Genomic DNA, 25,530 nt, shown 5'->3' with positions numbered 1-25,530 from the left:
CCTCTCGTTGCATGACTCTGCTTCACACGCAAAAAACTACCGTAGTTAATGCTTCTAACTACGGTAGTATATCACACTTATTTACGTTTCCCAAAATTTCTTTTTCTTTTTACCGCCGCCTGAGCCTCCGGGGTTATTATTGTCATTACCCATGAGCCTCTCTGCCGCTGTCAGGGAATCGCCTGTCTTTTCATCGAACTTCTTAAGAAGATCCTTGGCTTCCTTGGAGAGCTTCTCAGGAACCTGTACCACAAGTGTTACATAGTGGTCTCCTCTCTGCTCCTTGTCTCTAAGGGAAGGAATACCCTTTCCGCGAAGTCTTACTCTTGTGTCTGTCTGGGTTCCGGCCTTAACATCATAAGCCACTTTACCGTCCACAGTATCTATAAGAACTGTTCCACCAAGTGCTGCAATAGCAAATGAAACAGGAACCATTGAATATACGTTGTAACCGTCTCTCTGGAAAATAGGATGCTCAGATACAACAACTTCAACAAGAAGGTCTCCTCTTGGTCCGCCATTAACTCCGGGCTCACCCTTTTCTCTTATTCTTACACTCTGGCCGTTGTCTATACCGGCAGGAATTGTAACCTTGATCTTCTTGCGACTTGCAATATATCCGGTTCCATGACAGTCGGCACACTTCTCTTTGATGACCTTACCTGTTCCGCCACATTCAGGACATGTCTGAACGTTTCTGACGGTTCCGAAGAATGACTGCTGTGTATAAACAATCTGTCCCTTACCGCCACACTTAGTACATGTCTGAGGAGATGTTCCGGGTTTAGCTCCGGTTCCATGACATGTCGGGCATGGATCCTTGATGGTGAGTTCAAGCTCTTTTTCACAGCCAAATACAGCCTCAAGGAAGGTTATGCGTACGCTGGCACGAAGATTGGCACCCTTTGAAGGGCCACTTCTTGCTCCGCCTCTGGCACGTCCGCCTCCGAAGAAGTCACCAAAAATATCACCAAAGATGTCGCCAAAGTCTGCACCATTAAAGTCAAATCCACCACTGAACGGATTACCACCACCCTCAAAGGCTGCGTGTCCGAACTGGTCATACTGACGCTTTTTCTCAGGATCGCTGAGTACCGCATAAGCCTCGGATGCTTCCTTGAACTTATCGGCCGCAGATGCATCACCCGGATTCATGTCAGGGTGATACTTCTTGGCAAGCACTCTGTATGCTTTCTTTATTTCATCCTCTGAAGCGTTCTTACCAACGCCCAGGACTTCATAGTAGTCACGTTTTTGTTCTGCCATCTATAATCCACCGTATCTGTTTAAACTCTCCAATAGCCAGACTGTTTCCAGCCTGGCTATTATTAACATTATCCAACAAAGCGTCTGCTTATACTTCTCTGTAGTCACCGTCAACTACATTGTCGTCATTTGAAGCTGTGCTTCCTGCATTCATGTCAGGACCTGCTGCTCCCATGTCAGGGCCTGCACCCTGAGCACCTGCTGCTCCCTGTACGTTCTCGTACATCTTAGCAAAGAGTGCCTGAGCATCGTTCATGAGCTTCTCTTTCTGGCTCTTAAGAGAATCGATCTCAGAATCTGAAAGCTCCTTGTCCTTGGTCTGCTCAAGTGTCTCCTTGAGAGCCTTGATGTCATCCTCAACAACCTGCTTCTGAGAAGCATCGATCTTGTCGCCTACTTCCTGGAGAGCCTTCTCTGTCTGGAATACGAATGAGTCAGCGTCGTTTCTTGCATCAATGCCTTCCTTACGCTTCTTGTCCTGAGCCTCGTACTCCTGAGCTTCCTTAACTGCCTTATCGATATCCTCGTCAGACATGTTAGAACCGGCTGTGATTGTGATGTGCTGCTCCTTGCCTGTTCCAAGGTCCTTAGCTGAAACGTTAACGATACCGTTAGCATCGATATCGAATGTAACCTCGATCTGAGGAACACCTCTCATTGCCGGAGGGATTCCGTCAAGTCTGAACTGTCCAAGTGACTTGTTATCCTTGGCGAACTGTCTCTCACCCTGAAGTACGTTGATATCTACGGCTGTCTGGTTATCAGCAGCTGTTGAGAATACCTGGCTCTTCTTGGTAGGAATTGTTGTGTTACGCTCGATAAGTCTTGTAGCAACACCACCCATTGTCTCGATAGAAAGTGAAAGAGGTGTTACATCAAGAAGAAGGATATCACCTGCGCCCTCATCACCTGCAAGCTTACCGCCCTGGATACCTGCACCGATAGCTACGCACTCATCAGGGTTGAGGTTCTTGGAAGGCTCCTGGCCTGTGAGCTGTTTAACCTTCTCAACTACGCAAGGAACACGTGTTGATCCACCAACAAGGAGAACCTTGCCGATATCTGCATTTGTAAGTCCTGCATCCTTCATAGCGTTCTGAACAGGGATAGCTGTTCTCTCTACAAGGTCATGGATAAGCTCTTCGAATTTAGCTCTTGTAAGATCTACATCAAAGTGCTTAGGGCCATCTGCGCCTGCTGAGATGAAAGGAAGGTTGATGTTGGTTGTTGTTGAAGAAGAGAGCTCCTTCTTAGCCTTCTCTGCAGCTTCCTTAAGTCTCTGCATAGCCATCTTATCGCCTGAAAGGTCAACGCCTTCTTTGTTCTTGAAATCCTGAACCATCCAGTTGATGATTGCCTGGTCAAAGTCATCACCACCGAGGTGTGTATCGCCGTTTGTTGAAAGAACTTCGATAACACCGTCACCAATATCGATGATAGATACATCAAATGTACCACCACCAAGGTCGTAAACCATGATCTTCTGCTCTTTCTCGTTGTCAAGACCGTAAGCCAGAGCTGCTGCTGTAGGCTCGTTGATGATTCTCTTTACCTCAAGTCCTGCGATCTTACCTGCGTCCTTAGTAGCCTGACGCTGAGCATCATTGAAGTAAGCAGGAACTGTTATAACTGCTTCTGTAACTTTTTCGCCGAGATACTGTTCTGCATCTGCCTTAAGCTTCTGCAGGATCATAGCTGAAATCTGCTGAGGTGAATACTTCTTGCCGTCGATTGTACGGCCGTGATCTGTACCCATATCTCTCTTGATAGATGAGATTGTGTTCTCAGCATTTGTTACTGCCTGACGCTTAGCAGGCTCGCCGACGATCCTCTCGCCGTTCTTTGTGAAAGCAACGATTGAAGGTGTTGTTCTAGCGCCTTCTGCGTTAGCGATAACGGTGGGCTTACCACCTTCCATAACTGCTACGCAGCTATTAGTTGTACCAAGGTCGATACCAATAATCTTACTCATTTCTTTTTCCTCCGTTTATAATAATAAGATTCTGTATTTACTAAGTTATTGTGCTACAGCCACCATGCTGTGTCTGAGCACTGTATCATGGAACATGTATCCCTTCTGAAGCTCCTGGGCAACGATTCCGGATTCGTATTCCTGGGATTCCACCTGCATTACTGCATTGTGGAGGTTTGGATCAAACTCTTTTCCAACCGCTTCTATTGGGGTTACTCCGAGATCTTCAAGCTGCTTGATGAGCTGCTTGTAAATCTTGTTCATGCCATCTGCAAAAGCTCCGTCTTTCTCAGCCTCGGGAACTGCTGCAAGACCTCTCTCAAAATTATCTACTACAGGAAGGAGCTTCTCAAGGACATTGCCCTGACCAAGTTCAAACTGCTGTGATTTCTCTTTGTCGGTTCTCTTCCTGAAGTTCTCAAACTCCGCCATCTGTCTCAGGACTTTGTCGTTAAGTTCATCGATCTTTTCCTGAAGCGGATTCTTTTTCTCTTTTTTCTTATCTTCTTTTTCTACAGTAGGATTTGCCTCAGCATCATCTTTATCCTCCTTAGTAGCGGATGTTTCAGCTGCCTCTTTCTCTTTGGCTTCCTCTTCAAGTTCTTCCATGATATTCTCAAGAACTTCTTCTTTTTTCTTTTCCTCAGCGCTCTTACCTGCCTTGGCAGATGAAGCCTTTTTCTTATCTTCGCTCAATTCAAATTGCCTCCTTAAAGCTTATGTTCCTAATCCTTTTTATATAGATCATCAAGTGCATGACGCATATTCTTAAGCGTCGTTATAACCTTGCCGTAATCCATTCTCTTGGGGCCGATGATTCCAACGGTTCCCTTCATGCCATCACCAAGCTCGTATGTCGCCGTTACAACACTGCAATCCTTCATGGACTGTATCGGTGTCTCATTGCCGATGTAAACCTGGATTCCTGTCTGCTCTCCGTCAGATGAGAGCGTGTCCTCTACGATACTGGAGAGGTCCTTGGTATCCTCAAAGGTGCTTATGAGCTCACTGGCCTTGGCTGAATCCGTAAGCTCCGGGTACTTGAAGAAATTCATTGTACCGCTAGTATATATCTGAAGGTCGTCATCAGCTGTGATTGATTCGGCAGCTGTATCAATGACGTTTCCGATGATCTCACTGTGAATTCCGGCTTCCTGCTTGACCGCTGCTATAAGTCCTAAATTGATATCCTCTACAGCAAGTCCGTCAAGTCTTGTGTTAAGAAGAATGTTAAGCTTGAGCATTGTGGCATCATCAAGTTCTTCCTCAACGGGAATGATCTTATTCTTGATGACATTTCCTTCTATAACGATAGTTGCCAGAAGGTGCTCGGTGTCAACTTTGGATATCTGTATGAACTTCAGCTTGTTCTTGCGGATCTGAGGTGCCGAGATCATTGTGGCGTAGTTGGTATCAATTGCAAGGGTCTTAGCCACCTGTTTAAGGAGATTCTCAAGCTTCTCTTCCTTATCAAGAAGCATCTCCTTCATATTCTCAACTTCCTGTTCCTTCTCCCTCAGCATCTCGTCTACATAAACTCTGTAGCCCTGATCGGAAGGAATTCTTCCGGCTGAAGTATGGGGCTGAATAATAAGTCCCATCTCCTCAAGGTCTGCCATCTCATTTCTGATGGTGGCTGAACTAAGGTTCAGATCAGTATCCTTGGAAATAGTCCTTGATCCGACAGGTTCTCCCGTCTCAAGGTAGTTCCTTACTATTGCATGTAGTATGGTTCTCTTTCTCTCATCAAGTTCCAAGTTGTTACCCCTTCCTCTGTCTCCGGATTCCATTGGAATGGCTTTTTTTGAGTTGTTAGCACTCAACTCAATCGAGTGCTAACATCTTCTCTGTAACATAAAATATCACTCGGCGGAACTAATGTCAACCATCTAAATGTTAAATATGGATAAAAAAACAGCAGACACTTTTTAGGTGTCTGCTGCAAGAGTTTTTATATTAACGAAAGATTAAAGATCAATTCTGCCCTGTACCTTGTCATCAACAACGTAGTAAGCTGAGTTCTCTTCAGGCTTAACATAAACGCTGAGCTTCTTCATGGAATCAACGTCTCCGCCCATCTCAAACTTGAAGTTGTTCTTAGCGTTAGCAACGATTGTATCGTATGTAACATTCTTGTCGCCGTACTGAAGAACAATATTTGTCTTAACCTCAGGTGCTGCTGCCTTCTTAGCTGTTGTAGCCTTCTTAGCTGCAGGCTTCTTGGCTGCTGTAGCCTTCTTTGCAGGAGCTGCCTTCTTGGCTGTTGTAGCTTTCTTAGCTGCAGGCTTCTTAGCCTCAGTCTTCTCAGCTGCCTTCTTAGGCTCAGCCTTCTTTTCAGGAGCTGCCTTCTTGGCCGGTGCAGCTTTCTTAGCTGCAGGCTTCTTAGCTGCTGCCTTCTTAGCAGGAGCTGCCTTCTTCTCCTCTGCCTTTGCAGGTGCTGCCTTCTTCTCCTCTGCCTTTGCAGGTGCTGCCTTCTTCTCCTCTGCCTTTGCAGGTGCTGCTTTTACTTCAGGTGTCTTAACTTCTGCAGCTACCGGTGTCTTGATTGTTGCAACAGGCTTTGCAGCTGCCTCAGTCTTCTTGATCTCTGCCATTTTTACATTTCCTCCTCAAAATCATATATGATTTATTGTAGCTCGTTAAAACAATAAAGCGATTACGAAATAGAGTTTACACTCATTAATGCGCATTGTCAACGCATTTACTAAGATTTAATGACTTTTAATCCTTGCTACAAGCGGCATAAAAGGAAACCAGTGTGAGCGAAAACAGAACTCCCGCGATAATGTCGGTAAGCCAGTGTACTCCGGCCAGTAATCTTGCACATACTCCAATCACCATAAGCGCAACTGCAGCTATTCTCAGCACTTTAGCATAAGTCTTATTCTTAAGAAGCCTTTTCCAGGCAATCATAGCACTTCCAAAAACACTGCATATAACGAGTGTGTGGCTTGATGGAAAAGACGTCTCAATCTCAGTCTCACCCGGCTGTAAAAGCGGTCTGTAATTTATCGGAATCTTATCAAAAGCAACATATATAATGGCAACCACCAGATAAAGGATTCCAAGTCCAAGAATTGTCTTACCCACTTTGGCTATGCTCTTTGTTTTTACCAGCACAAGAAGACCTATAAACGCAAAGCTTGCCACAACCAAAAATGACAGCACCATCACAAGATCCGATACTTTGTCAAAAAATCCATTGTAGCCAAGTGCACCTGACACAGCTCCGTTTAATGAAGAGAATCCTACGGAAGTACCCTCAAGTCCTATAGCTGCTCTATCCACAAAGTATGTTAGAACAGAAAAAATCACAGTCACCAGCAAAAGACATAAAGGCTTTACCAGCGAATTTTTCTCAATCTTCAATTAAAACATCCCCTTTCGGATTATTTGCCGTACTCCTCCGACACGAATTTTCTGAGAGCAGTCATTGCTCTCTCAACCTTCTCAGTATCGATACAGTAAGCCATTCTAAAGAATCCGGGTGCTCCGAAGCCGTCAGCAGGAACAAATACCAGATCGTACTTAAGAGCTTTTTTGCAGAAGGCAACTGAGTCTTCCTCAAGTGCCTTGGGCATTATATAGAAGGTTCCGCCGGGCTTAACAACAGTAAAGCCAAGCTCCACAAGAGTATCGTATATGATGTTCATGTTGGTCTCATATACCGAGAGGTCCGCTGTCATTGAGCACACCTTGGCAACAGCCTGCTGAATGATTGAAGGCGGGCAGTTGTGTCCTGTGCCTCTTGAAATCTGTCCGCACATAGGAACAATAACATCTGCGCCCTCGCACGCAGGATTGACTGCCACATATCCGATTCGCTCTCCGGGAAGAGACAGCGATTTTGAGAAAGAGTAGCAGCTCAAAGTATGGTCATAGAATTTGGAAACATATGGTGAATCAGCACCCTTAAACACGATCTCTCTGTATGGCTCGTCTGAGAGAAGGAATATTGTATGTCCGTACTCTTTTGACTTCTCCTTGAGAATATCAGCAAGTCTCTGAAGAGTAGCAGTTGAATAAGCGATACCTGAAGGATTGTTAGGTGTGTTAACAAGAACTGCTGCCACATTCTCATTTATCATCTCAAGGAACTTATCGAAATTAATCTGAAAAGAGCTTGTATCAGCCGGAACAACACTGAGCTTGCATCCGGCACCTGTAATATATGGACCGTACTCCGGGAAGTATGGCGCAAAAACTATCATCTCATCCCCGGGCTTGGTCACTGCCCTGACTGCATGAGCAACAGCTCCGGCAGCTCCTGTTGTAGGGAAGATGTGCTCCGGTCCATAGTTCATCCCAAATCTCTCGTTCAGTGATTTTGCAATTTCTTCTTTATATAGAGGGTTTCCAAGACTCGGAGTATATCCATGAAGTGTCATGGTGTCCTCTTCCTGGAGGAGTCTTATCATCTCATCTGTGAACTCCTTAGGAACCTCAACACTTGGATTTCCGAGACTGAAGTCAAAAACATTCTCGTATCCAATCTCTTTTCCCCTGGCAGTTGCATACTCAGAGAGCTCTCTTATTACAGACTTCGCTCCCAACATGCTCTTATATTGTTCGTTTATCATAGCCGTTCCTCCTATGTTATTATCTGTATGATTATAGCATAATGTCCGTTTGATTATAGCACAATGTTTAACGATTTACATCATTAAAGCGTCAGCGCAATTCCTTAAGTTTCTCCACAAGCTTTTCCGCATCCTCGAGAAGCTGCTTCTCTGCCTTGGTGGGGTTGGAATCCTTCTTGTACTTGTAGACGAATACCGGAATGCCTGTACTGTGGAAGGCCATGTTTCCTTTGTAGGAGGCGATAAATCCCGGAATCTTGCCGGGATCGATCTTGGCACTTGGGCTGATCTTGATCTCGATGGTTCCGTCGCCGCCCTTGATCTCTATGATATACAGGTCGTGAGCTCTGGCGCGCAAAAGAGATATTCGAAGAAGGTTTATCGCGGTCTCCGGAACTTCGCCGAATCTGTCGATGAGCTCGTCCTTCATCTCGTCGCACTCCGCCTGATTCTCGATGCTGGCTATTCTCTTGTATATCTCAAGCTTCTGATCCTCATTGAGGATGTAGTTATCCGGAATAAAAGCACTGACATCAAGGTCGATACTTGTTCCCGGCAAATCGGAAATGGTACCGTCTTCTTCGCCTTTTCTGACTTTGACAGCCTCTCCAAGCATCTTGCAGTAGAGGTCGTATCCGACAGCCGCCATGTGTCCGCTCTGTTTTTTGCCAAGGAGATTTCCTGCTCCTCTGATCTCAAGATCCCTCATCGCAATCTTAAAGCCGCTGCCAAGGTCTGTAAATTCCTTGATGGCAGCAAGTCTCTTTTCAGCGATCTCCTTGAGCATCTTGTCTCTCTTATACATAAGGAAGGCATAGGCTGTCTTGTTGGATCTTCCCACACGTCCTCTTAACTGATAGAGCTGAGAAAGACCCATCTTGTCAGAGTCGTGGATGATCATGGTGTTGACGTTGGGGATATCAAGTCCCGTCTCAATGATGGTGGTTGATACCAGCACATCAATGGTTCCGTCGATGAAATCATACATGATACGCTCAAGCTCGGATTCCTTCATCTGGCCATGGGCAAAAGCAACATTTGCTTCAGGCACAAGCTTCTGGATCTTGGCTGCCGTATCGGCAATGGTATTTACTCTGTTGTAAACGTAATAAACCTGTCCCTTCCTGGAGAGCTCTCTGACAATAGCTTCCCTCACAAGTTCGTCATTGTACTCCATGACATAGGTCTGGATAGGGAGCCTGTCGTTGGGTGCTTCTTCGAGAACACTCATATCCCTGATGCCAACAAGAGACATATGAAGAGTCCTCGGAATAGGAGTAGCGGTCAGGGTCAGTACATCCACGTTTTCCTTCATGGTCTTGATCTTTTCCTTGTGGGTTACACCAAAGCGCTGTTCCTCATCCACAATAAGAAGTCCAAGATCCTTGTATTCAATGTCCTTGGACAGAAGTCTGTGAGTTCCGATGACAACATCTACAAGACCCTTCTTAAGGTCAGCCACTGTCTTCTTTTGCTCCGCAGCAGTCCTGAATCTGGACATGAGATCAACCCTCACCGGGAATGAACGCATTCTCTCGGAGAAGGTGTTGTAATGCTGCTGGGCAAGGATTGTGGTGGGTACCAAAACCGCCACCTGCTTGCCGTCCTGTATTGCTTTGAAAGCCGCACGGATAGCCACTTCTGTCTTGCCAAAGCCAACATCTCCACAGATGAGTCTGTCCATTATGCGACTTGATTCCATATCTTTTTTGGTATCGTCGATGGCAGTGAGCTGATCCTCCGTCTCCTGATAAGGAAAGGCATCCTCAAACTCCTGCTGCCACACTGTGTCTTTTCCGAACTCGTAGCCGATGGCCTGCTGCCTCTTGGCATAGAGTTCAACCAGATCCTGCGCAACCTCTTCAACTGCAGCTCTGACCTTGCTCTTGGTGTGGCTCCAGTCTCCGCTTCCAAGCTTGTTGAGCTTGGGTTTGTGGGCAGTCTCGTCATCACCACCGGAGGCGTACTTCTGAATTACAGAAAGTCCTGTCGCAAGAACGTAAAGGTTTCCGCCACCACCGTATTCTATCTTGATATAATCCTTGACCACATGGTCGGTCTCGATCTTCTCGATACCTCTGTATATACCAAGACCATGGTCCTCATGAACTACGTAGTCACCAATCTTAAGATCGGCGAAATCCGAAATCTTCTCGCCGCTGTACTGGCTCTTTTTCTTTTTCTTCTTCCTCGTGTGCTCGGTGAAGATATCACTCTCAGCAATAACAGCAAACTTAATGTCAGGGTACTCAAAGCCCTTCATTATCCTGCCGTAGTATGTCATGATCTCGCCGGGCTGCAGAACCCTTCCGGGATCCTCGCTGTAAAATGCACTGACAAGATTATCCCTAAGGTCCTCAACTATACGCTTTGCTCTTGTCCTTGAACCGGAGAGGATAAGAACCTTGTAACCTCTCTTGGAATAGCTCTTTAAGTCGCTGACCAGAGAGTCAAAGCTGTTATTGTAAGCAGCTATACTTCTCGCCTTAATGTCCCAGCTCTTTTCCGGGGAAAAGAGATTCAGAGAAGCCGGCATTGCAAGAGCAGACACCAGGACTCTCCTGCCGTTACCCATTCTTGCTATGCAGTTGTCTATGGAATAAAGAATGTCCATCTGTCCCGGAAGTACGTAGCCCTTCTCTGCTCTGTGGGTCATACTCTCGCGGAACTCTGTTTCCACAGCCCTTGCATGTTCCTGCACGCGCTGCGGCTCGTCGATAAAGATACAGCTCTTGCCCTTGGGAAACATCTCCTGAATGGTAACCGTATCTTCATAGAAATATCTGATATAGCTCTCAAGATTGACAGCCGCCCTGAACTCAAAAAGTTCTTCCTTAAGTTCCTCGGTCTGTTTTTTCAGCTGATGTGCTTCTGCAGTTTTAAACTCATCTCTGAGGGCTTTCACTGCCTTGTCGGTATCTTCCTGAATCCTGGCAAAGCCCTTCTCAAGCTCCTCATCCTCGAGAATGATCTCTGAAGCAGGATAAATATCCACGCTCTCCAGCTTCTCAAGAGATCTCTGAGAGAGAATGTCAAAGCTTCTGATGGAGTCGATCTCATCACCCCAAAGCTCGATTCTGAAAGGATTCTCTTCCGTAAGATCAAAGACATCTACAATGTCTCCACGTATCGAAAACTCACCCGGAGCCTCAACCTGATAGTTTCTGGTATAGCCCATGGTGACAAGTTTTTTGCCTATCTCCACAACATCAATAGCGCTGTGTCTGTCCAAAGACAAAATGTGATCGCGAATGACTTCCGGCTTGATCTGAGGAGCCATAAGGGCAGCAAAAGTAGTGACCACCGTAACAGGCCTTCCCTCAATGAGTCTTCTCATACAGCGGATTCTCTGCCTTGCAATCTCATTGCTGTGAACATCAGCCTGATAGAAGATCAGATCCTTGGCGGGATACACTGTGACATTTCTGTCGTAAAACTTGTAATCCTCATAGATCTCTTTTGCCCGAAGATCCGAGTAAGTCACAATGATCCTGTACTTGAAATCAGCCCCAAGTCCGTCGATGATGTGGAGCTTCTGCGAGTCAACGCAGCCTGTCACCTCAGCACAGGCAAAGGGCTTTTCAAGATATTCGTTTATTTCATTAAATTCCTTCAGCTCCGAAAGGGGCGTCGTAATTGCTCTCATTTATTCTTTCCGTTGAATCTGTTCATGGCACTGTCCACGCCTTCTTCCATAATGCATGTTACAGCACCGGCTGCATTTTCTATACTCTCTTTAATAAGAGTTGCATCTTCACCCTCAAAGTGTCCGAGGACCCAGTCCACCATATCCCACTGTTTGGGCTTCTTGCCAACTCCTACGCGGACTCTGGAAAACTCATCATGCCCAAGCTGAGCAATTATGTTCTTAAGTCCGTTATGTCCTCCGGCGCTTCCCTTGGGGCGAACACGGAGGTTACCCACATCAAGTTCCACATCGTCGGATATAACAATAAGGTTTGTCTTTGTATCAATTTTGAAATAGTTACATATCGGAGCCACAGCTTCTCCGCTGAGGTTCATATAGGTAAGGGGTTTGACCAGAATTACTCTCTCATTCCCAATCCTTCCCTTGCCGTAAGCAGCCTTAAACTTGGTCTCCGTAAGGCCGATATTGTATTTATCGGAAAGGTAATCAATGGTATCAAATCCTACATTATGCCTGGTTCCGAAATATTTTTTCTCCGGATTTCCGAGTCCCACTATCACGAACACTTTACCGTCTTCCTCTCTATTCTTCCTTGAAAATATTGCTTTTAAAAATTCAAACATCCCATCCCCCAGCATAAATCAGGGGACCTAGTAACAACCTAAGTCCCCTGTTATTAATACCCATTATTAACTTTGCAAAGTGGCTTGTCAACCCTCTACAGGTGCATCCTCGCCCTCAGGCTCTTCTAAAGATGCCTTGTCGTAAGCTTCAAGGATCTGTGTCTGAAGAACGCCTCTCATGTCTGAGTTGATGGGGTGCGCGATGTCGCGATATTCACCGTCTGCAGACTTCTTGCTGGGCATAGCGATGAAAAGACCTCTCTCACCCTCGATGACCTTGATGTCATGAACAACGAACTCATTGTCAAAAGTAACAGAAACTACTGCGCGCATCTTGCCCTGCTTGGTAACTTTCCTAACACGAATATCTGTAATCTTCATATTGTAACCCCCTCTTGATTACAACCTGGTCAACGATACCTTAGATGACGTACCTTTCGTTATTCTCTACAACTACCTTTATTCCGTTTTCTTCTTTATAATATGAGTTTGCCTGTATCGTGCCGTGGCTCTCTACAATGCAGTTCTCAATATGTGAATTATCTCCGATATAAACATCATTCAGGATGATCGAATTCTTGATGTAGCAGTTGTTGCCGATGAACGCACCCTTGAAGATCACTGAATCCTCGATGGTTCCGTTTATGATACAACCGCTGGAGATAAGTCCGTTCTTGACGTTTACTCCCACGTTATACTTAGCCGGCGGAAGGTCGGAAACCTTGGTGTAGATACCCGGATACTCGCGGAAGAAGTACTGGCGGATCTCAGGCTTTAAGAAGTCCATGTTGGTCCTGTAGTAATCCTCTACCGAAGCGATGTTGCTCCAGTATTCCTTGATCTTGTATCCGTATATTCTCTTCATATCCTTGTATCTTACAAGGATATCTCTTACAAAGTCGTATCTCTCTTCCTCTTCGGCTCTCTCAATGAGCTCGATGAGCTGTCTTCTTCTGATAACGTAGATACCGCAGGAGATTGTGTTGGATCTTGATACAACCGGCTTCTCCTCGAACTCCTCGATACGGCTCTCCTCGTTCATACGAACTGTTCCGAATCTCTCGGTATCAATTGTTGCCGGCATATCCTTGCAAACAACTGTGATGTCAGCCTGCTTCTGAATGTGATACTCAAGAAGCTTGCCATAGTCCATCTTGTATACGCAGTCTCCTGAAGTGATCACTACATACGGTTCATGACAGCTTCTAAGGAAATCAAGATTCTGTGCAATGGCATCTGCCGTACCTCTGTACCAGAGATTACCTGATGCCTTAACTGCGGGAGTGAATACGTATAAGCCTCCCTGCTTACGTCCGAAGTCCCACCACTTTGAAGAACTGAGGTGTGTATTAAGACTTCCTGCATTGTACTGTGTAAATACGGCTACTGTCTGAATATGAGAGTTGGTCATGTTGCTCAGTGCGAAGTCGATACTTCTGTAAAAACCAGCCACCGGCATTGCGCAAACCGCTCTTCTCTTGGACAGTTCCTGCATCCTGCTACTGCTGCCGCCTGCTAAAATAATACCAATCGCCCTCATACTCAATCACCTGCCTTATCTAATGTTCTTCCGCTGTCCAGGACTCCGTCCACGTAGTCGTCAGCAGTTGTAACTCCGGAGATCATGGTGTTCTTACCCACCTTTACACCATCCGGTATAACTGATCTCTCGCCGATAGTGCAGAGACCTTCGCAATAAATTGCGGGCTTGGTCTCATTCTCTTTTTCCTCAAAGGTTCCGAGCATTACGCCGTTTCCGATCTGTGCTCTCTCTGCAATGATTGCCTTCTCAATGTTACAGTTATCACCGATCTGCGTCTCATTCATGATGATGGAATGGCTGACAACTGTGCCCTTTCCGATCTTGACGCCGGGTCCGATAACTGAGTTGTAAACCTTTCCTTCTATGTCGCAGCCCTCACCGACAATACTTCTCTCAATGGCACTCTCAGGTCCCAGGTACTGCGGCGGCTGAACTCCGCTTGCTGTGTATATCTTCCAATACTCTTCGTAGAGATTGAACTCAGGAACGATATCGATGAGCTCCATGTTGGCTTCCCAGTAAGATGTAAGAGTTCCTACATCCTTCCAATAGCCATCAAACTCATATGCGAAAAGAGATTGTCCCTGATCCTTGCAGTAAGGAATGATATGCTTACCAAAATCCAGTCCTGCCTGATCTTTATTCTTAATAAGCGCTTCCTTAAGAGACTTCCATGAGAAGATGTAGATACCCATAGAAGCAAGGTTGCTGCGTGGATGCTCGGGTTTCTCCTCGAAGTCCACGATGCGCTTGTTTTCATCCGTTATCATGATTCCGAATCTGCTGGCCTCTTCCATAGGAACAGGCATAACAGCAATGGTAACATCAGCGCCGCTTGACTTATGGAAATCAAGCATTGTCTCATAGTCCATCTTATAAATATGGTCACCGGAAAGAATCAGGACATAGTCAGGATTATAGTTCTCCATGTATTCCATGTTCTGATAAATTGCGTTAGCAGTACCGGTATACCACTCGCTGTTAGCGCTCTTCTCATAGGGAGGAAGAACTGTAACTCCACCGAAGTTACGGTCCAGATCCCACGGTATTCCAATTCCAATATGGGAATTAAGTCTGAGCGGACGATACTGTGTCAGAACTCCGACAGTGTCCACTCCCGAATTGATGCAGTTACTAAGCGGAAAGTCAATAATACGATATTTTCCCCCAAATGAAACTGCAGGCTTTGCCATTTTTGATGTCAGAACGCCCAGTCTGCTTCCTTGTCCACCTGCTAAAAGCATGGCAATCATTTCTTTTTTTATCATGCTCCACCTCGTTGCAAAAAACTTTTTAAAACATAAGAATTGCCTTCTTTTCTAACATTAAGTATATCACAAGCAATGTACCAAAAAAACATGAAATAGACTAAATATGATATATAATTAACGTAAACGTTTTCGTATTTTCTGTTTTTTGACTTTGACATAATAAGTGCTAGAATAAAGTAGTTTCTTATTTAAAAAGACGAGGCATAACAATGTATAAAATTGATTTTAAAAATCCCGAACATATCTATTTCATCGGTATCGGTGGCATCTCCATGAGCGGACTTGCTCAGATTCTGGTGGAGGAAGGTTTCAAGATTTCAGGTTCAGATGCCAAAGAGTCCGCCATGACAAGAGCTCTGGAGGATAAAGGCATCAAAATATTTTACGGTCAGAAGGCAGAGAACATCTCATCTCTCGGCAACATAAACGCTGTTGTTTACACTGCAGCCGTTCGTCCCGACAACCCTGAGTTTGTCGCAGCCAAGAACGCCGGAATACCGATGCTCACAAGAGCTGAGCTTCTCGGACAGATCATGAAGGAGTATGAACTTCCCGTGGCAGTCAGCGGAACTCACGGCAAGACTACCACAACTTCCATGCTCTCCAAGATACTTCTGGAAGCCAATACAGATCCCACATTATCCATCGGCGGCATTTTCAGTGATATAGGAGGAAACATCCGTGTCGGAAAGTCGGAGTACTTCGTGACAGAGGCCTGCGAATACACCAACAGCTTCCTTAGTTTCTTCCCTAAGATAAGCATTATTTCTAATATCGATGCCGACCATTTGGATTTCTTCAAGGATCTTGATGACATCAGACATTCCTTCAGAAAGTTTGCAGAGCTCCTTCCGGACGACGGAAGCCTTGTTATAAACGGAGACATCGACAACGTAGATGAGATCACTCATGGTCTTAAGTGCAGCATTATAACCTACGGTTCATCAGCTGCCTTTGACTACTACCCGACAGATATTACCTATGACGATCACGGTAATCCATCCTTCACAGCTCATCTCCCTGAGGGAAAAGAGCTTGAGATTACCCTTTCTGTTCCGGGTATCCACAATGTTTACAATGCACTTTCAGCAATTGCCGTTGCCAAGATACTTAATATAGAAGATGCTCAAATTGTTTCTGCTCTTGATGCATTTCACGGAACCGGCAGACGATTTGAATATAAGGGAGAGATTGGCGGAGTTACCATCATCGATGACTACGCTCACCATCCCACTGAGATCAAGGCAACACTTACAGCAGCTCAGAATTATCCTCACAACAAGATCTGGTGCGTGTTCCAGCCACACACTTACACCAGGACCAAGGCTCTTATGAATGAGTTTGCCGAAGCACTTTCTCTGGCAGATCACGTTATCCTTGCTGACATTTACGCAGCAAGAGAAAAAGACACACTGGGAATCAGCTCACGTACACTGAGGGACAAGATTGTAGCTCTCGGACATGAATGCAATTATTTCCCGACCACAGAAAACTTTAATGAGATTGAAAAATTTCTTTTGCAAAATTGCACTAAAGGAGATTTGTTGATAACCATGGGAGCGGGAGATGTTGTAAAAATCGGCGATGAGCTCCTTGGCAAGTAAAACTTATCCACATTTCCACTTGAAACTTTTATTTATGTAAACCATTTTCGGTGGATAAAGGTCCGGATGGCAAACCCCATACCGGGCCTTTTTTAATTCGATTTGTATTAAATAATCCACGTTATCCACATTGTCCACAAAACTTCTCCAATTCCGAAACCCTTGATATTTACTGGATTTCTTCGTCACTTTTTCCATATCATTTTAAAAATCCCCATGCTATAATCTGAATTGTTCCGAAGAACCAGACAATTCTTTTTCGGATATCTTATGAAGTAGGTGATGAAAGTTTATGATGGGGCGTGTGACGATTAGTTCTAATTGCGGGGAGGATTCTACTTATGTTTCCAACATCTTTATTGACGAATACATGCAGGACGCAAACGATGCGCAGATTAAGATCTACCTCTTTTTACTGCGTATGATGAGTGCGAATTTACCTACCAGTGTTGAGGCTCTGGCAGATAAATTCAACCACACGGAATCGGACGTGATCCGTGCTCTTAAATACTGGGAGAAAAAGGGACTTATAAGTCTTGAGTATGACGGCTCCCAGAACCTTACCGGAATACATATGGAAGATATTGTAGCCAAGCAGCACAGACGCTACGGCAGAAGGAAGGATGACTCGGTGACAGCACAGCCAAGACCCGTACTGGCTCCTGTTTTCCAGGAACAGCCCATGCAGACTGTGGTTCAGAGCCCAGCTCCTGCCAAGGCCACATCAGATGTTTCAAATCTTCTGTTCATCGCAGAACAGTATTTCGGCAGAACACTGACAAGTACAGAGATGCAGACCATCTGCTACATTCATGATGAACTGTCATTCTCTGATGACCTTTTGGACTATCTGATGCAGTACTGCGTCGATAATCATAAAAAAGATTTCAGATACATGGAAAAGGTGGCCATTAACTGGAATCAGCAAGGCATCAAAACGCCAAAACAGGCTCGCGCGGAAATCTACAAACATGACAGCGATTTCATCGCTATCATGAAGGCACTCGGTATGGAAAACTCACCCACTGAGAAGGAAATCGAATTCATTCGCAAGTGGCGTGGGGAGTTGGGATTTTCGATGGATATCATTCTGGAAGCCTGCGACAGAACTGTTATGGCGACACAAAAAGGGCGTCTTAAATACTGCGACGCCATATTGCGCAGCTGGCACGAGAAAAAAGTTAAAACAAGGGAGGACATTGCCAAGCTGGATGCCAACTTTACCGCTGATCTCGCCAAAAAGAGATCCAAGGCTTCCGTATCGTCCATCGATACCAAACTTCGTCTAAGCGAATCATCTATTCGCTCGGGCGTATCCCAGAATCGCTTTAATCAGTTCCAGCAGAATACATATGATTTTGTTGAACTCGAGAAAAAGCTTCTGGACAACTAAAGCTCCGGCTGATTGGGGAATCTGGTCGGAAGCAAATTCATAAGCTCGGCCCTGTACCTTGGCCCGGCGGTGGCACCTCGCCTTCCCCGGAGCACGTACAGGGCCATACTTATGTGACATAATCTACGTTATTGGAAGAATACGGTTGGAGCTGTGAAATATATACTCTTTTCTCGACAAACCGGGCACTCCGATGAGCCCAGAGCATCAATATCTGCGTGCATTGGCACTTGATATTGATTGGTCTCATCTCCGGGTTTGTCAAATCGAAAAGAGTATATATTTCACAACTCCGACCTTACACATCGAATTAAGGAGACGTATATATGGCACTAACAAATGCACAATACGACGCCATAATGCATGAGTATGAGGAGAGGCGGTATCTGCATAGGCAGGAGCTGGAGGAAAGGCTTCAGAGTGTTTATGAGAATGTTCCCGGATATAAGGAACTGGACGATGAGACCGCAAGTGCCAGTGCGGATTTTGGCAGGAGAATGCTCTCGGGCGAGAGGCTTGATAGATCAGTTCTTAAAGAACAGCTGGCTGAGCTGGCAAGGCAGAAACAGGTTCTGCTTGTAGAAGCCGGTTACTCTGACGATTATCTCGAAATGGGATACACTTGTCCCGATTGTAAGGATACCGGTTATATCAATAACGAAAAATGCCATTGCTTCAAGCAGAAAATCATAGATACTCTCTACGACAAATCGAACCTGAAAATGCTGGCTAAAACAGCCAATTTCAGGAATATGAAGGATTTTTATTATCAGGGAGATGACCTTCTGAGATTTCAGGGAGCAAAAAGAACTGCTGAAGAATTTGTGAATAATTTTAGCTCCGACTACCAAAATTTATTTATTTATGGTACAGTTGGTACGGGTAAAACCTTCTTGTCCATTTGTGTGGCAGATGAAATTCTGAAAAAAGGCCATTCTGTAATATATTTCAGTTCTATCGGACTGTTTGAGATGATTGCAGAGAGTACCTTTGATTACAAGGCCAAGGATGAACTCAGAGCTCTATACGATGACATCTATAACTGTGAGCTTTTAGTTATCGATGATCTCGGCTCAGAGAGGATCACCGCTCTGGTAACTTCAGAACTCTTTGCACTTCTGAACGAGAGGGACAATCGCAAAAAATCAACTATAATTACATCTAATTTATCGCTAGAGGGATTACAACAAGCATATCAGGATCGCATTTTTTCAAGGATAACAAGCAACTATAAAATGTTGAAGCTATCGGGTCCGGATATTCGAAACCAAAAGAAAATTGCCCAAAAAGAAAGCGAGGATTTTCACTAATGCCAAGAAAAGAGGAGAAGCGTAATCTGGAGACCATTCCTGTCGGATCTTTAGGAATGATACCCCTTAAGGGTACCAGACCACTTGCAGAGAAGGTCGATTACTATCTCGTTAAGTGGAGAGCAGAAAGAGAGAATGAGCACAAAGGCAGCCTGGCCTTTACCGGCTACGAGCGTCCTTCATACATTCTCGATGCTGAGATTCCCAGATTTGGAACCGGTGAGGCTAAGGGTGTTATTAAGACATCCGTTCGTGGAGATGACCTGTATCTCCTGGTAGATGTATGTAACTACAATGAAACATACAAGTTATTCGGACAGGAAAATCATATGTCCCCTGATGATCATTATCAGGATCTTAAGAGAATCATTGCTGCTGTTGGCGGTAAGGCAAGAAGGATCACAGTCATCATGCCTTTCCTTTACGAATCAAGACAGCACAAGAGAAGTTCAAGAGAGTCTCTGGACTGCGCAATTGCTCTTCAGGAACTCGTAAGCATGGGTGTTGACAACATTATCACCTTTGATGCACATGATGCCCGTGTTCAAAATGCTATCCCTTTAAATGGTTTTGAAACCGTAAGAACAACATATCAGTTCATCAAGGCTCTTCTCAGAAATGTATGGGATCTCAAGATCAATTCCGAGAACATGATGGTAATCAGCCCGGATGAAGGTGGTATGAGCCGTGCTATCTATCTTGCCAGCGTCCTTGGTCTTGATGTTGGTATGTTCTATAAGAGACGTGACTACACTCAGGTTGTTGACGGAAGAAACCCTATCGTTTCTCACGAATTCCTGGGCACCAGCGTAGAAGGCAAGTCAGTTATCATTGTTGATGACATGATCTCTTCCGGTGAGAGCATGCTTGATGTAGCAAGAGCGCTCAAGGACAGAAAGGCATCCAGAATCTATGCATTCTCAACCTTTGGTCTGTTCACATCAGGTCTTGATGCATTCGACAAAGCATATGAGGAAGGCCTCATCGACAAGGTATTTACTACAAACCTCATCTATCAGTCACCTGAGCTTCTTTCAAGAGACTGGTATGTAAGCTGTGATATGAGTAAGTACATTGCATACCTCATAGACACACTTAACCATGATGCTTCAATCAGTGATCTTCTCAATCCTGTTGAACGTATCAACAATATCATTGAGAGATATAACAGCGGAGAACTTAAAGCTTCCATGGAAGCTGAGAAAAAAGCCTGATCGTCAGATCAGGCTTTTTATATCCAGTAATTTATCTACTTTTCTGTATAGCTTTCCCATCAGCTCTTCATCAGGCTGCGTCAGATCAGGCACCATGATAACCTTGCACCCTGCAAGATATGCACTGGTAACGCCATTCGGAGAATCCTCTACCGCAAAGGTCTCTGAAGGATCAAGCCCCAGTTCATCGCAGGCATACGAGTAAATATCCGGTGCCGGTTTACCGAGCTTAACCATGTTGGAGCAGATTATCTTATCAAAATAATCAAACAGATCTATCTTCTTAAGATATCTCTCAGCCCTTGGATACTCATTGGCTGTGACAAGAGCTGTCAGAATCCCATGTTCCCGAAGCCATGTCAGTATCTCTTTTGCCCCGGGTTTAAGAGGTATTCCCTGTTCCTTAATGATGTCTTCAACGATGCCTTTTCTGTATTCACGGACCATCTGATAATCGAAGTCCTCTCCGAACCACTCCTTAAATCTCTCCGGCGCAAAAGGCCTTCCAAGAGATCTTAGTTCAAGAGGCATCCAGTCCTCTGTCTTGTATCCAAAGTGAGCAAGCGCTTTGGGCCAAGCTATCTGATAGAATTTTTCTGTATCGGTAAGTGTTCCGTCCAGATCAAAAAGAACGGCTTTAACATTATCTTTCTCCATGGCTCAGAATCCTACGTTCTCTCCGACTAAGATTACCTGGATTCTGCCTTCATGCCTTGAGAAACGAGTGATCAAAAACTGGCAGCAGATAGTATCTGGAGACTTGCAGTCCATGCAGGCGCCTGTCTTGGCACAAGGAGTAGAAAGGCCAAAGCGCTGAGCATTGGTTGGAGCCGCTACGTTTCTCGCTCTCTTCATTGCGCTGTCAAGATCAGGACAAACCTTGTTCATGCTTATGATAAACAGAACATGTTTAGGTCCCTGCGCTATTGCAGAAACCCTGTTGGAATTGCCATCGATGTTGACCAGAATTCCATCGTCCGTCATGGCGTTGGCACTGGAGATGAAAAAGTCAGCGTCGTAAGTATCAAGCATGGCTTTTCTCTTATCCTCAGCTGCATCCCTGTCAATAAATCTGTAATCTCCGGCCTTGATGGCATCGACAAGTCCGATTTCATGGGCGCTCATTGCACCACCCATACCTATACTGCTACCCTCCGGAATAAGTTCAAGAGCTTTCTGAAGAGCCTCACCCCTGGTAGCTGCATAATATGCTTTCATGTTTCTTGATTCAAGTCCCTTGATGACTTTCTGAGCAAGAAGTTCATTTCTTTTTCTTATCATCTCGTGCATAAGAATTCCTCCGTCAGCTCTTTTTCTCTGAGCCGTATTCTGCATCAATTCCATACTTCTTCATCAGCCTCTTGATAAAGAAAGGCTGCAAAAAGAACACAAGAATATATCCGACTATAAATGTAACTAAAAGAGAGTGGAAAAACATCGGTCCGAACTGAAGTCCGGCCTGACCTCCGCTCTGCTTCATAACAACCGTGTAAGCAAGTGTAACCATTAAAAAGGTGATTATAGGAGTATAGATCAGATTGGAAACAAGGCTCTCTACAAGTCTGGCCGCCATGGTTCCTCGCACAAGATTAAAGCTGGCAGAAACATCTCCTCCCACTTTGCCCACAGGAATAACAAATCCGATAATAAGACTTATGACAAGACTTACAGCAAAACTCATAAGCCATCCCGGAACAGTAAAATGTCCTGAAGTTGCCGTTCCCACTATCGAAAGGCAAAAGCTCATGGTAAATCCCATTAAAAGACTCATATCTCTGTATAACTTCTTGATTTTTCCGTGCATGAATCCTTCTCCTTAAATGATATTTTTATAGATCACTTTAAGAAAATTCTACCACGTAATCGTTAGTACTAACAACAAAAATCCGCAGACCGTTTACCTTGGTCTGCGGATAGATAATCAGATATTTAATTGATTTTATCAGCCGCCGTTGCCTTCGCTCTGACTGCCATGGCCATTCTTGCCCCCGGGTATTGCAGGCTGCTGGAATGAACCATCATACTGATCGGAGGTTTCACCCTCTTCTCCGGCATTGGAGTCCTGACCGCCATGAGTAGATGCAGCATGTCCAAGAGTCACATCATATTCCTCTTCAACGTATTCAGCACCATTCTGTCTCATGACCTTGATCTTTACTGTTGTTCCTGCAGCGTAGAACTGAAGCCTTGTCTGGAGATCATCCATTGATGTAATCTCTTCTCCGTCGAACTCAGTGATGACATCTCCTTTTTCAATTCCTGCAGCTTCCGCGCCACCATCTCTTGAAACCTCTGCAACATATACTCCGCGAGGAATTCCGTATGCTGCCTCAACCTCTGCTGTTACGCTGACACCTGAAATACCGATGTATCCTCTGTCTTCATCGGAAACCTTGATCTTGGTCTCCTCGTTCATCAGCTTATCAATAATGGGCTGTGCGTCTGAAATAGGAATTGCGTATCCCATATCATCAACGTACTGTCCGCCCAGCTTGTTGGAGTTGATTCCGATAACTTCGCCCTTAAGGTTAATAAGTGCTCCACCTGAGTTACCGGGGTTGATAGCAGCGTCTGTCTGAATGAATGTTCCTGTAACGCCTTCTTCTATCTCGATCTCACGGTTAACAGCTGAGATAACGCCGGTTGTAACCGACTGTCCGTATCCAAGTGCATTACCGATTGCAATTGCAGGCTCACCAAGCTTAAGGGAATTGCTGTCACCAAGAGTTGCGATCTTGATAACATCCTTGGTCTCTGAGCTGATATCATCAAGCATTACCGCGATAACAGCAAGATCCTTGTCTGAATCGGTACCCTTGACAACTGCCCCTACTGTACTGTCGTCCGTAAATATAACCTCCAGGGAATCAGCGCCTTCAATAACATGATAGTTTGTTGCGATAAGAAGCTCAGTGTCGTTCTCACCTACTATAAATCCGCTTCCGGATGCTTGAGCCTCTTCCTTCTGGACATAGCCGAAATAACTTGCTGATGCAGTGTAGTTATTGTGGATCATTACCATTGCAGGCATAACCTCTTCTACTACTGCTGTCACATCTGTTACAACACCCATTGATGTCTCTGAAACAGTTGTGGTTGAAATTGAACTGTCATTTTTTGCAACATCTGAAGTGTCTTCCGTTTCAGACTCTTCCTTCTGAGTGTCAGCCAGTTCCTCTGCCTCTTCCTGCTCAGTATTCTCAACGACTTCCTCTCTTCCGGGAACAGGAAGTCCAAATCTGTCAGCGACTGCTGTGTAAGCAAAACCTACTCCGCCAACAACAAGTGCAAGTATGCAGATTGCTGCGATAACCTTGGCTGCTGTATGTTTCTTTTTGCCACCATTCTGTGGGGGCATTACAGGAGCCTGGGTATTGGCATTGTACTGATAAGTTCCATATGTCGGCTGACCGTTCTGGTTGTAGCTGTAAGTATTTTGTCCATAGGAGTAATTCTGGTTGTAACCACTGTATGGACCGTTGTTTGTAGTTCCGGATGTATTAGCATTCCACTGGCCATAACTCGTTCCATTAGTGGACTGTTGTGCATTCTTGTCATCTTCGTACATAGCAATGTACCTTCCTTTCATGTTGTTGGCTTTAGTATAGATTCAATCTGTGACAAAAATGTGTTTTAATTCTTATATAAAAATTAATAATCTTCTTCCAGAACCTGTATCTCCATATAGTCAAAAGACACTTCCTCAATAAAGGAATCCCCGGTAAATCTGCACTTGTCGTGTATCTGAAAGTCTTTGATGGTATTATCAAGCCAGATTGGTTTTGAGAGATCCATCTCATAGCAGGCCTTCTCCAGGCAGTTCATTACCTTGTGAGTTCTTGTATCTGCAGTGTCATCACATATTGTTGTATCTCTTAAGAGATGATTGTCTTTAAAAAGCTTAACCCAAAGTCTAAACATGAATTGCTCCTAAATGTCTTTTACTATAAGTATAAAAGCCGGCAGTCATTTTGACTACCGGCTCATTCATTATTATATAAAAATATCAGTCATCATATCCGTTAGGATTCTGGCTCTGCCATCTCCATGAATCAGCACACATCTCTTTGATGCCGTTTACTGCCTTCCAGCCAAGTTCCTTCTCAGCCTTCTCAGCCTTAGCGTAGCATGTTGCGATATCGCCGGGGCGTCTGTCCTTGATCTCGTAAGGGATCTTGACTCCTGTTGCCTCTTCGAAATTCTTGATGATATCAAGTACGCTGTAACCAACGCCTGTTCCAAGATTGTAGATGTTAAGTCCGCTTCCGGGAGCAAGCTTTGCAAGAGCCTTAACATGTCCGACAGCAAGATCAACTACGTGTATATAATCACGAACTCCTGTGCCGTCCGGTGTATCGTAATCATTGCCGAATACGCCGAGCTTAGGAAGCTTGCCTACTGCAACCTGTGTGATATATGGCATGAGGTTGTTAGGAATTCCGTTAGGATTCTCACCGATTGTTCCGCTCTTGTGAGCTCCGATAGGATTGAAGTATCTGAGAAGAACTACATTCCACTCATTGTCTGCCTTCTGAATATCGGAAAGGATCTGCTCAAGCATTGACTTGGTCCATCCGTAAGGATTGGTGCACTGTCCCTTAGGGCAGTCCTCAGTGATTGGCACAAATGCCGGATTTCCATATACTGTAGCGGATGATGAGAAAATGATGTTCTTGCAGTTATGCTTCCTCATTACGTCTACAAGAGTAAGAGTTCCGGTAATGTTGTTATCATAGTATTCCCAAGGCTTCTGAACAGATTCTCCGACAGCCTTAAGGCCTGCGAAGTGGATTACGCTGTCAATCTTCTCATTGGAAAAGATCTTTTCAAGAGCTTCTCTGTCTCTGATATCAGCCTCATAAAAAGGAACCTTCTTGCCGGTGAGAGCTTCTACTCTCTCAAGACTCTTTCTGCTTGCATTGGCAAGGTTGTCCATTACTACAACATCATGTCCTGCATTCTGAAGTTCTACTACTGTGTGTGAACCGATATATCCAGCTCCGCCTGTTACAAGAATTGCCATACGTTACCTCTTTTCTATATGCTTATTTGTTAGCTTTAGGTGAATTGTAAAGCCATACACCCATTAAATCAATAAGCTTATG

The 25,530-nt window shown here is 44.9% G+C and carries 22 protein-coding genes; 4 read left to right on the top strand and 18 right to left on the bottom strand.

Annotated elements, in window-relative coordinates; all coding sequences use genetic code 11:
• Positions 1 to 81 precede the first annotated feature (81 nt).
• The 12 genes from dnaJ to G590_RS0114990 form a co-directional block, all read right to left on the bottom strand.
• The gene (gene dnaJ, locus G590_RS0115045; RefSeq protein ID WP_022766488.1) at positions 82 to 1,266 is read right to left on the bottom strand and encodes a molecular chaperone DnaJ; all 1,185 of its coding nucleotides are present in this window, start codon (positions 1,264 to 1,266) and stop codon (positions 82 to 84) included.
• A gap of 88 nt (positions 1,267 to 1,354) precedes the next feature.
• Positions 1,355 to 3,238 carry a molecular chaperone DnaK gene (dnaK, locus tag G590_RS0115040; protein WP_022766487.1) on the bottom strand — a complete coding sequence of 628 codons (1,884 nt, stop codon included), beginning with the start codon at positions 3,236 to 3,238 and terminating at the stop codon, positions 1,355 to 1,357.
• Between the two features lie 45 nt (positions 3,239 to 3,283).
• On the bottom strand, positions 3,284 to 3,934 hold the full coding sequence (gene grpE, locus G590_RS0115035; RefSeq protein WP_022766486.1) for a nucleotide exchange factor GrpE: 651 nt from the start codon (positions 3,932 to 3,934) through the stop codon (positions 3,284 to 3,286).
• 29 nt (positions 3,935 to 3,963) lie between these two features.
• A complete protein-coding gene (gene hrcA / locus G590_RS0115030) occupies positions 3,964 to 5,028 on the bottom strand; it encodes a heat-inducible transcriptional repressor HrcA (RefSeq protein WP_022766485.1) in 1,065 nt (354 codons plus the stop codon).
• 177 nt (positions 5,029 to 5,205) lie between these two features.
• Entirely contained in the window at positions 5,206 to 5,832 is a 627-nt protein-coding gene (locus tag G590_RS21580) for a DUF6465 family protein (protein WP_022766484.1), read from the bottom strand.
• 127 nt (positions 5,833 to 5,959) lie between these two features.
• Positions 5,960 to 6,607: a phosphatase PAP2 family protein gene (locus tag G590_RS0115020; RefSeq protein WP_022766483.1), complete on the bottom strand. Its 648-nt coding sequence runs from the start codon at positions 6,605 to 6,607 to the stop codon at positions 5,960 to 5,962.
• 20 nt (positions 6,608 to 6,627) lie between these two features.
• The gene (locus G590_RS0115015; protein ID WP_022766482.1) at positions 6,628 to 7,818 is read right to left on the bottom strand and encodes a pyridoxal phosphate-dependent aminotransferase; all 1,191 of its coding nucleotides are present in this window, start codon (positions 7,816 to 7,818) and stop codon (positions 6,628 to 6,630) included.
• Between the two features lie 91 nt (positions 7,819 to 7,909).
• Positions 7,910 to 11,464: a transcription-repair coupling factor gene (gene mfd, locus G590_RS0115010; protein WP_022766481.1), complete on the bottom strand. Its 3,555-nt coding sequence runs from the start codon at positions 11,462 to 11,464 to the stop codon at positions 7,910 to 7,912.
• On the bottom strand, positions 11,461 to 12,090 hold the full coding sequence (gene pth, locus G590_RS0115005; protein ID WP_022766480.1) for an aminoacyl-tRNA hydrolase: 630 nt from the start codon (positions 12,088 to 12,090) through the stop codon (positions 11,461 to 11,463). Before pth ends, mfd begins: the two co-directional genes overlap by 4 nt.
• An 87-nt stretch (positions 12,091 to 12,177) precedes the next feature.
• The gene (gene spoVG, locus G590_RS0115000) at positions 12,178 to 12,471 is read right to left on the bottom strand and encodes a septation regulator SpoVG (protein ID WP_022766479.1); all 294 of its coding nucleotides are present in this window, start codon (positions 12,469 to 12,471) and stop codon (positions 12,178 to 12,180) included.
• A gap of 40 nt (positions 12,472 to 12,511) precedes the next feature.
• Positions 12,512 to 13,630: a glucose-1-phosphate adenylyltransferase subunit GlgD gene (gene glgD, locus G590_RS0114995; RefSeq protein ID WP_022766478.1), complete on the bottom strand. Its 1,119-nt coding sequence runs from the start codon at positions 13,628 to 13,630 to the stop codon at positions 12,512 to 12,514.
• A 2-nt stretch (positions 13,631 to 13,632) separates the two neighbouring features.
• Complete coding sequence (locus G590_RS0114990) at positions 13,633 to 14,901, bottom strand: glucose-1-phosphate adenylyltransferase (protein ID WP_022766477.1); 1,269 nt, start codon at positions 14,899 to 14,901, stop codon at positions 13,633 to 13,635.
• Positions 14,902 to 15,113: 212 nt separating this feature from the next.
• Here G590_RS0114990 and murC point away from each other — a divergent pair, with 212 nt between their 5' ends.
• From murC to G590_RS0114965, 4 genes are all read left to right on the top strand, one after another.
• Positions 15,114 to 16,508 (top strand): UDP-N-acetylmuramate--L-alanine ligase, encoded by a 1,395-nt coding sequence (gene murC / locus G590_RS0114985; RefSeq protein ID WP_022766476.1) that lies wholly within the window; start codon positions 15,114 to 15,116, stop codon positions 16,506 to 16,508.
• Between the two features lie 292 nt (positions 16,509 to 16,800).
• On the top strand, positions 16,801 to 17,901 hold the full coding sequence (locus G590_RS0114975) for a DnaD domain protein (RefSeq protein WP_022766474.1): 1,101 nt from the start codon (positions 16,801 to 16,803) through the stop codon (positions 17,899 to 17,901).
• 326 nt (positions 17,902 to 18,227) lie between these two features.
• Positions 18,228 to 19,211 (top strand): ATP-binding protein, encoded by a 984-nt coding sequence (locus tag G590_RS0114970; RefSeq protein ID WP_022766473.1) that lies wholly within the window; start codon positions 18,228 to 18,230, stop codon positions 19,209 to 19,211.
• Positions 19,211 to 20,425, top strand: a complete 1,215-nt coding sequence (locus G590_RS0114965; protein ID WP_022766472.1) for a ribose-phosphate pyrophosphokinase — start codon at positions 19,211 to 19,213, stop codon at positions 20,423 to 20,425. The genes G590_RS0114970 and G590_RS0114965 overlap by 1 nt, the downstream gene beginning before the upstream one ends.
• A gap of 3 nt (positions 20,426 to 20,428) precedes the next feature.
• On the opposite strand, the gene G590_RS0114960 is transcribed toward G590_RS0114965, so the two are convergent.
• The 6 genes from G590_RS0114960 to galE all read right to left on the bottom strand — a co-directional run bounded on the left by G590_RS0114960 (position 20,429) and on the right by galE (position 25,448).
• Positions 20,429 to 21,082 (bottom strand): HAD family hydrolase, encoded by a 654-nt coding sequence (locus G590_RS0114960; RefSeq protein ID WP_022766471.1) that lies wholly within the window; start codon positions 21,080 to 21,082, stop codon positions 20,429 to 20,431.
• Between the two features lie 3 nt (positions 21,083 to 21,085).
• Complete coding sequence (locus tag G590_RS0114955) at positions 21,086 to 21,715, bottom strand: lactate utilization protein (RefSeq protein ID WP_026494194.1); 630 nt, start codon at positions 21,713 to 21,715, stop codon at positions 21,086 to 21,088.
• Between the two features lie 13 nt (positions 21,716 to 21,728).
• A complete protein-coding gene (locus G590_RS19805; protein WP_022766469.1) occupies positions 21,729 to 22,229 on the bottom strand; it encodes a hypothetical protein in 501 nt (166 codons plus the stop codon).
• Positions 22,230 to 22,367: 138 nt separating this feature from the next.
• Positions 22,368 to 23,993, bottom strand: coding sequence for a S1C family serine protease (locus G590_RS19800; RefSeq protein WP_022766468.1), 1,626 nt, complete (start codon positions 23,991 to 23,993; stop codon positions 22,368 to 22,370).
• 83 nt (positions 23,994 to 24,076) lie between these two features.
• Positions 24,077 to 24,346, bottom strand: coding sequence for a hypothetical protein (locus tag G590_RS0114940; protein WP_022766467.1), 270 nt, complete (start codon positions 24,344 to 24,346; stop codon positions 24,077 to 24,079).
• Positions 24,347 to 24,431: 85 nt separating this feature from the next.
• A complete protein-coding gene (gene galE, locus G590_RS0114935) occupies positions 24,432 to 25,448 on the bottom strand; it encodes a UDP-glucose 4-epimerase GalE (RefSeq protein WP_022766466.1) in 1,017 nt (338 codons plus the stop codon).
• Between the last annotated feature and the right edge of the window lie 82 nt (positions 25,449 to 25,530).

The organism is Butyrivibrio sp. XPD2006 (assembly GCF_000420865.1).
Taxonomy (GTDB): domain Bacteria; phylum Bacillota; class Clostridia; order Lachnospirales; family Lachnospiraceae; genus Butyrivibrio.
Note: the sequence above shows the minus strand (reverse complement) of the source record. Positions and strands in the feature narration are given on the sequence as shown.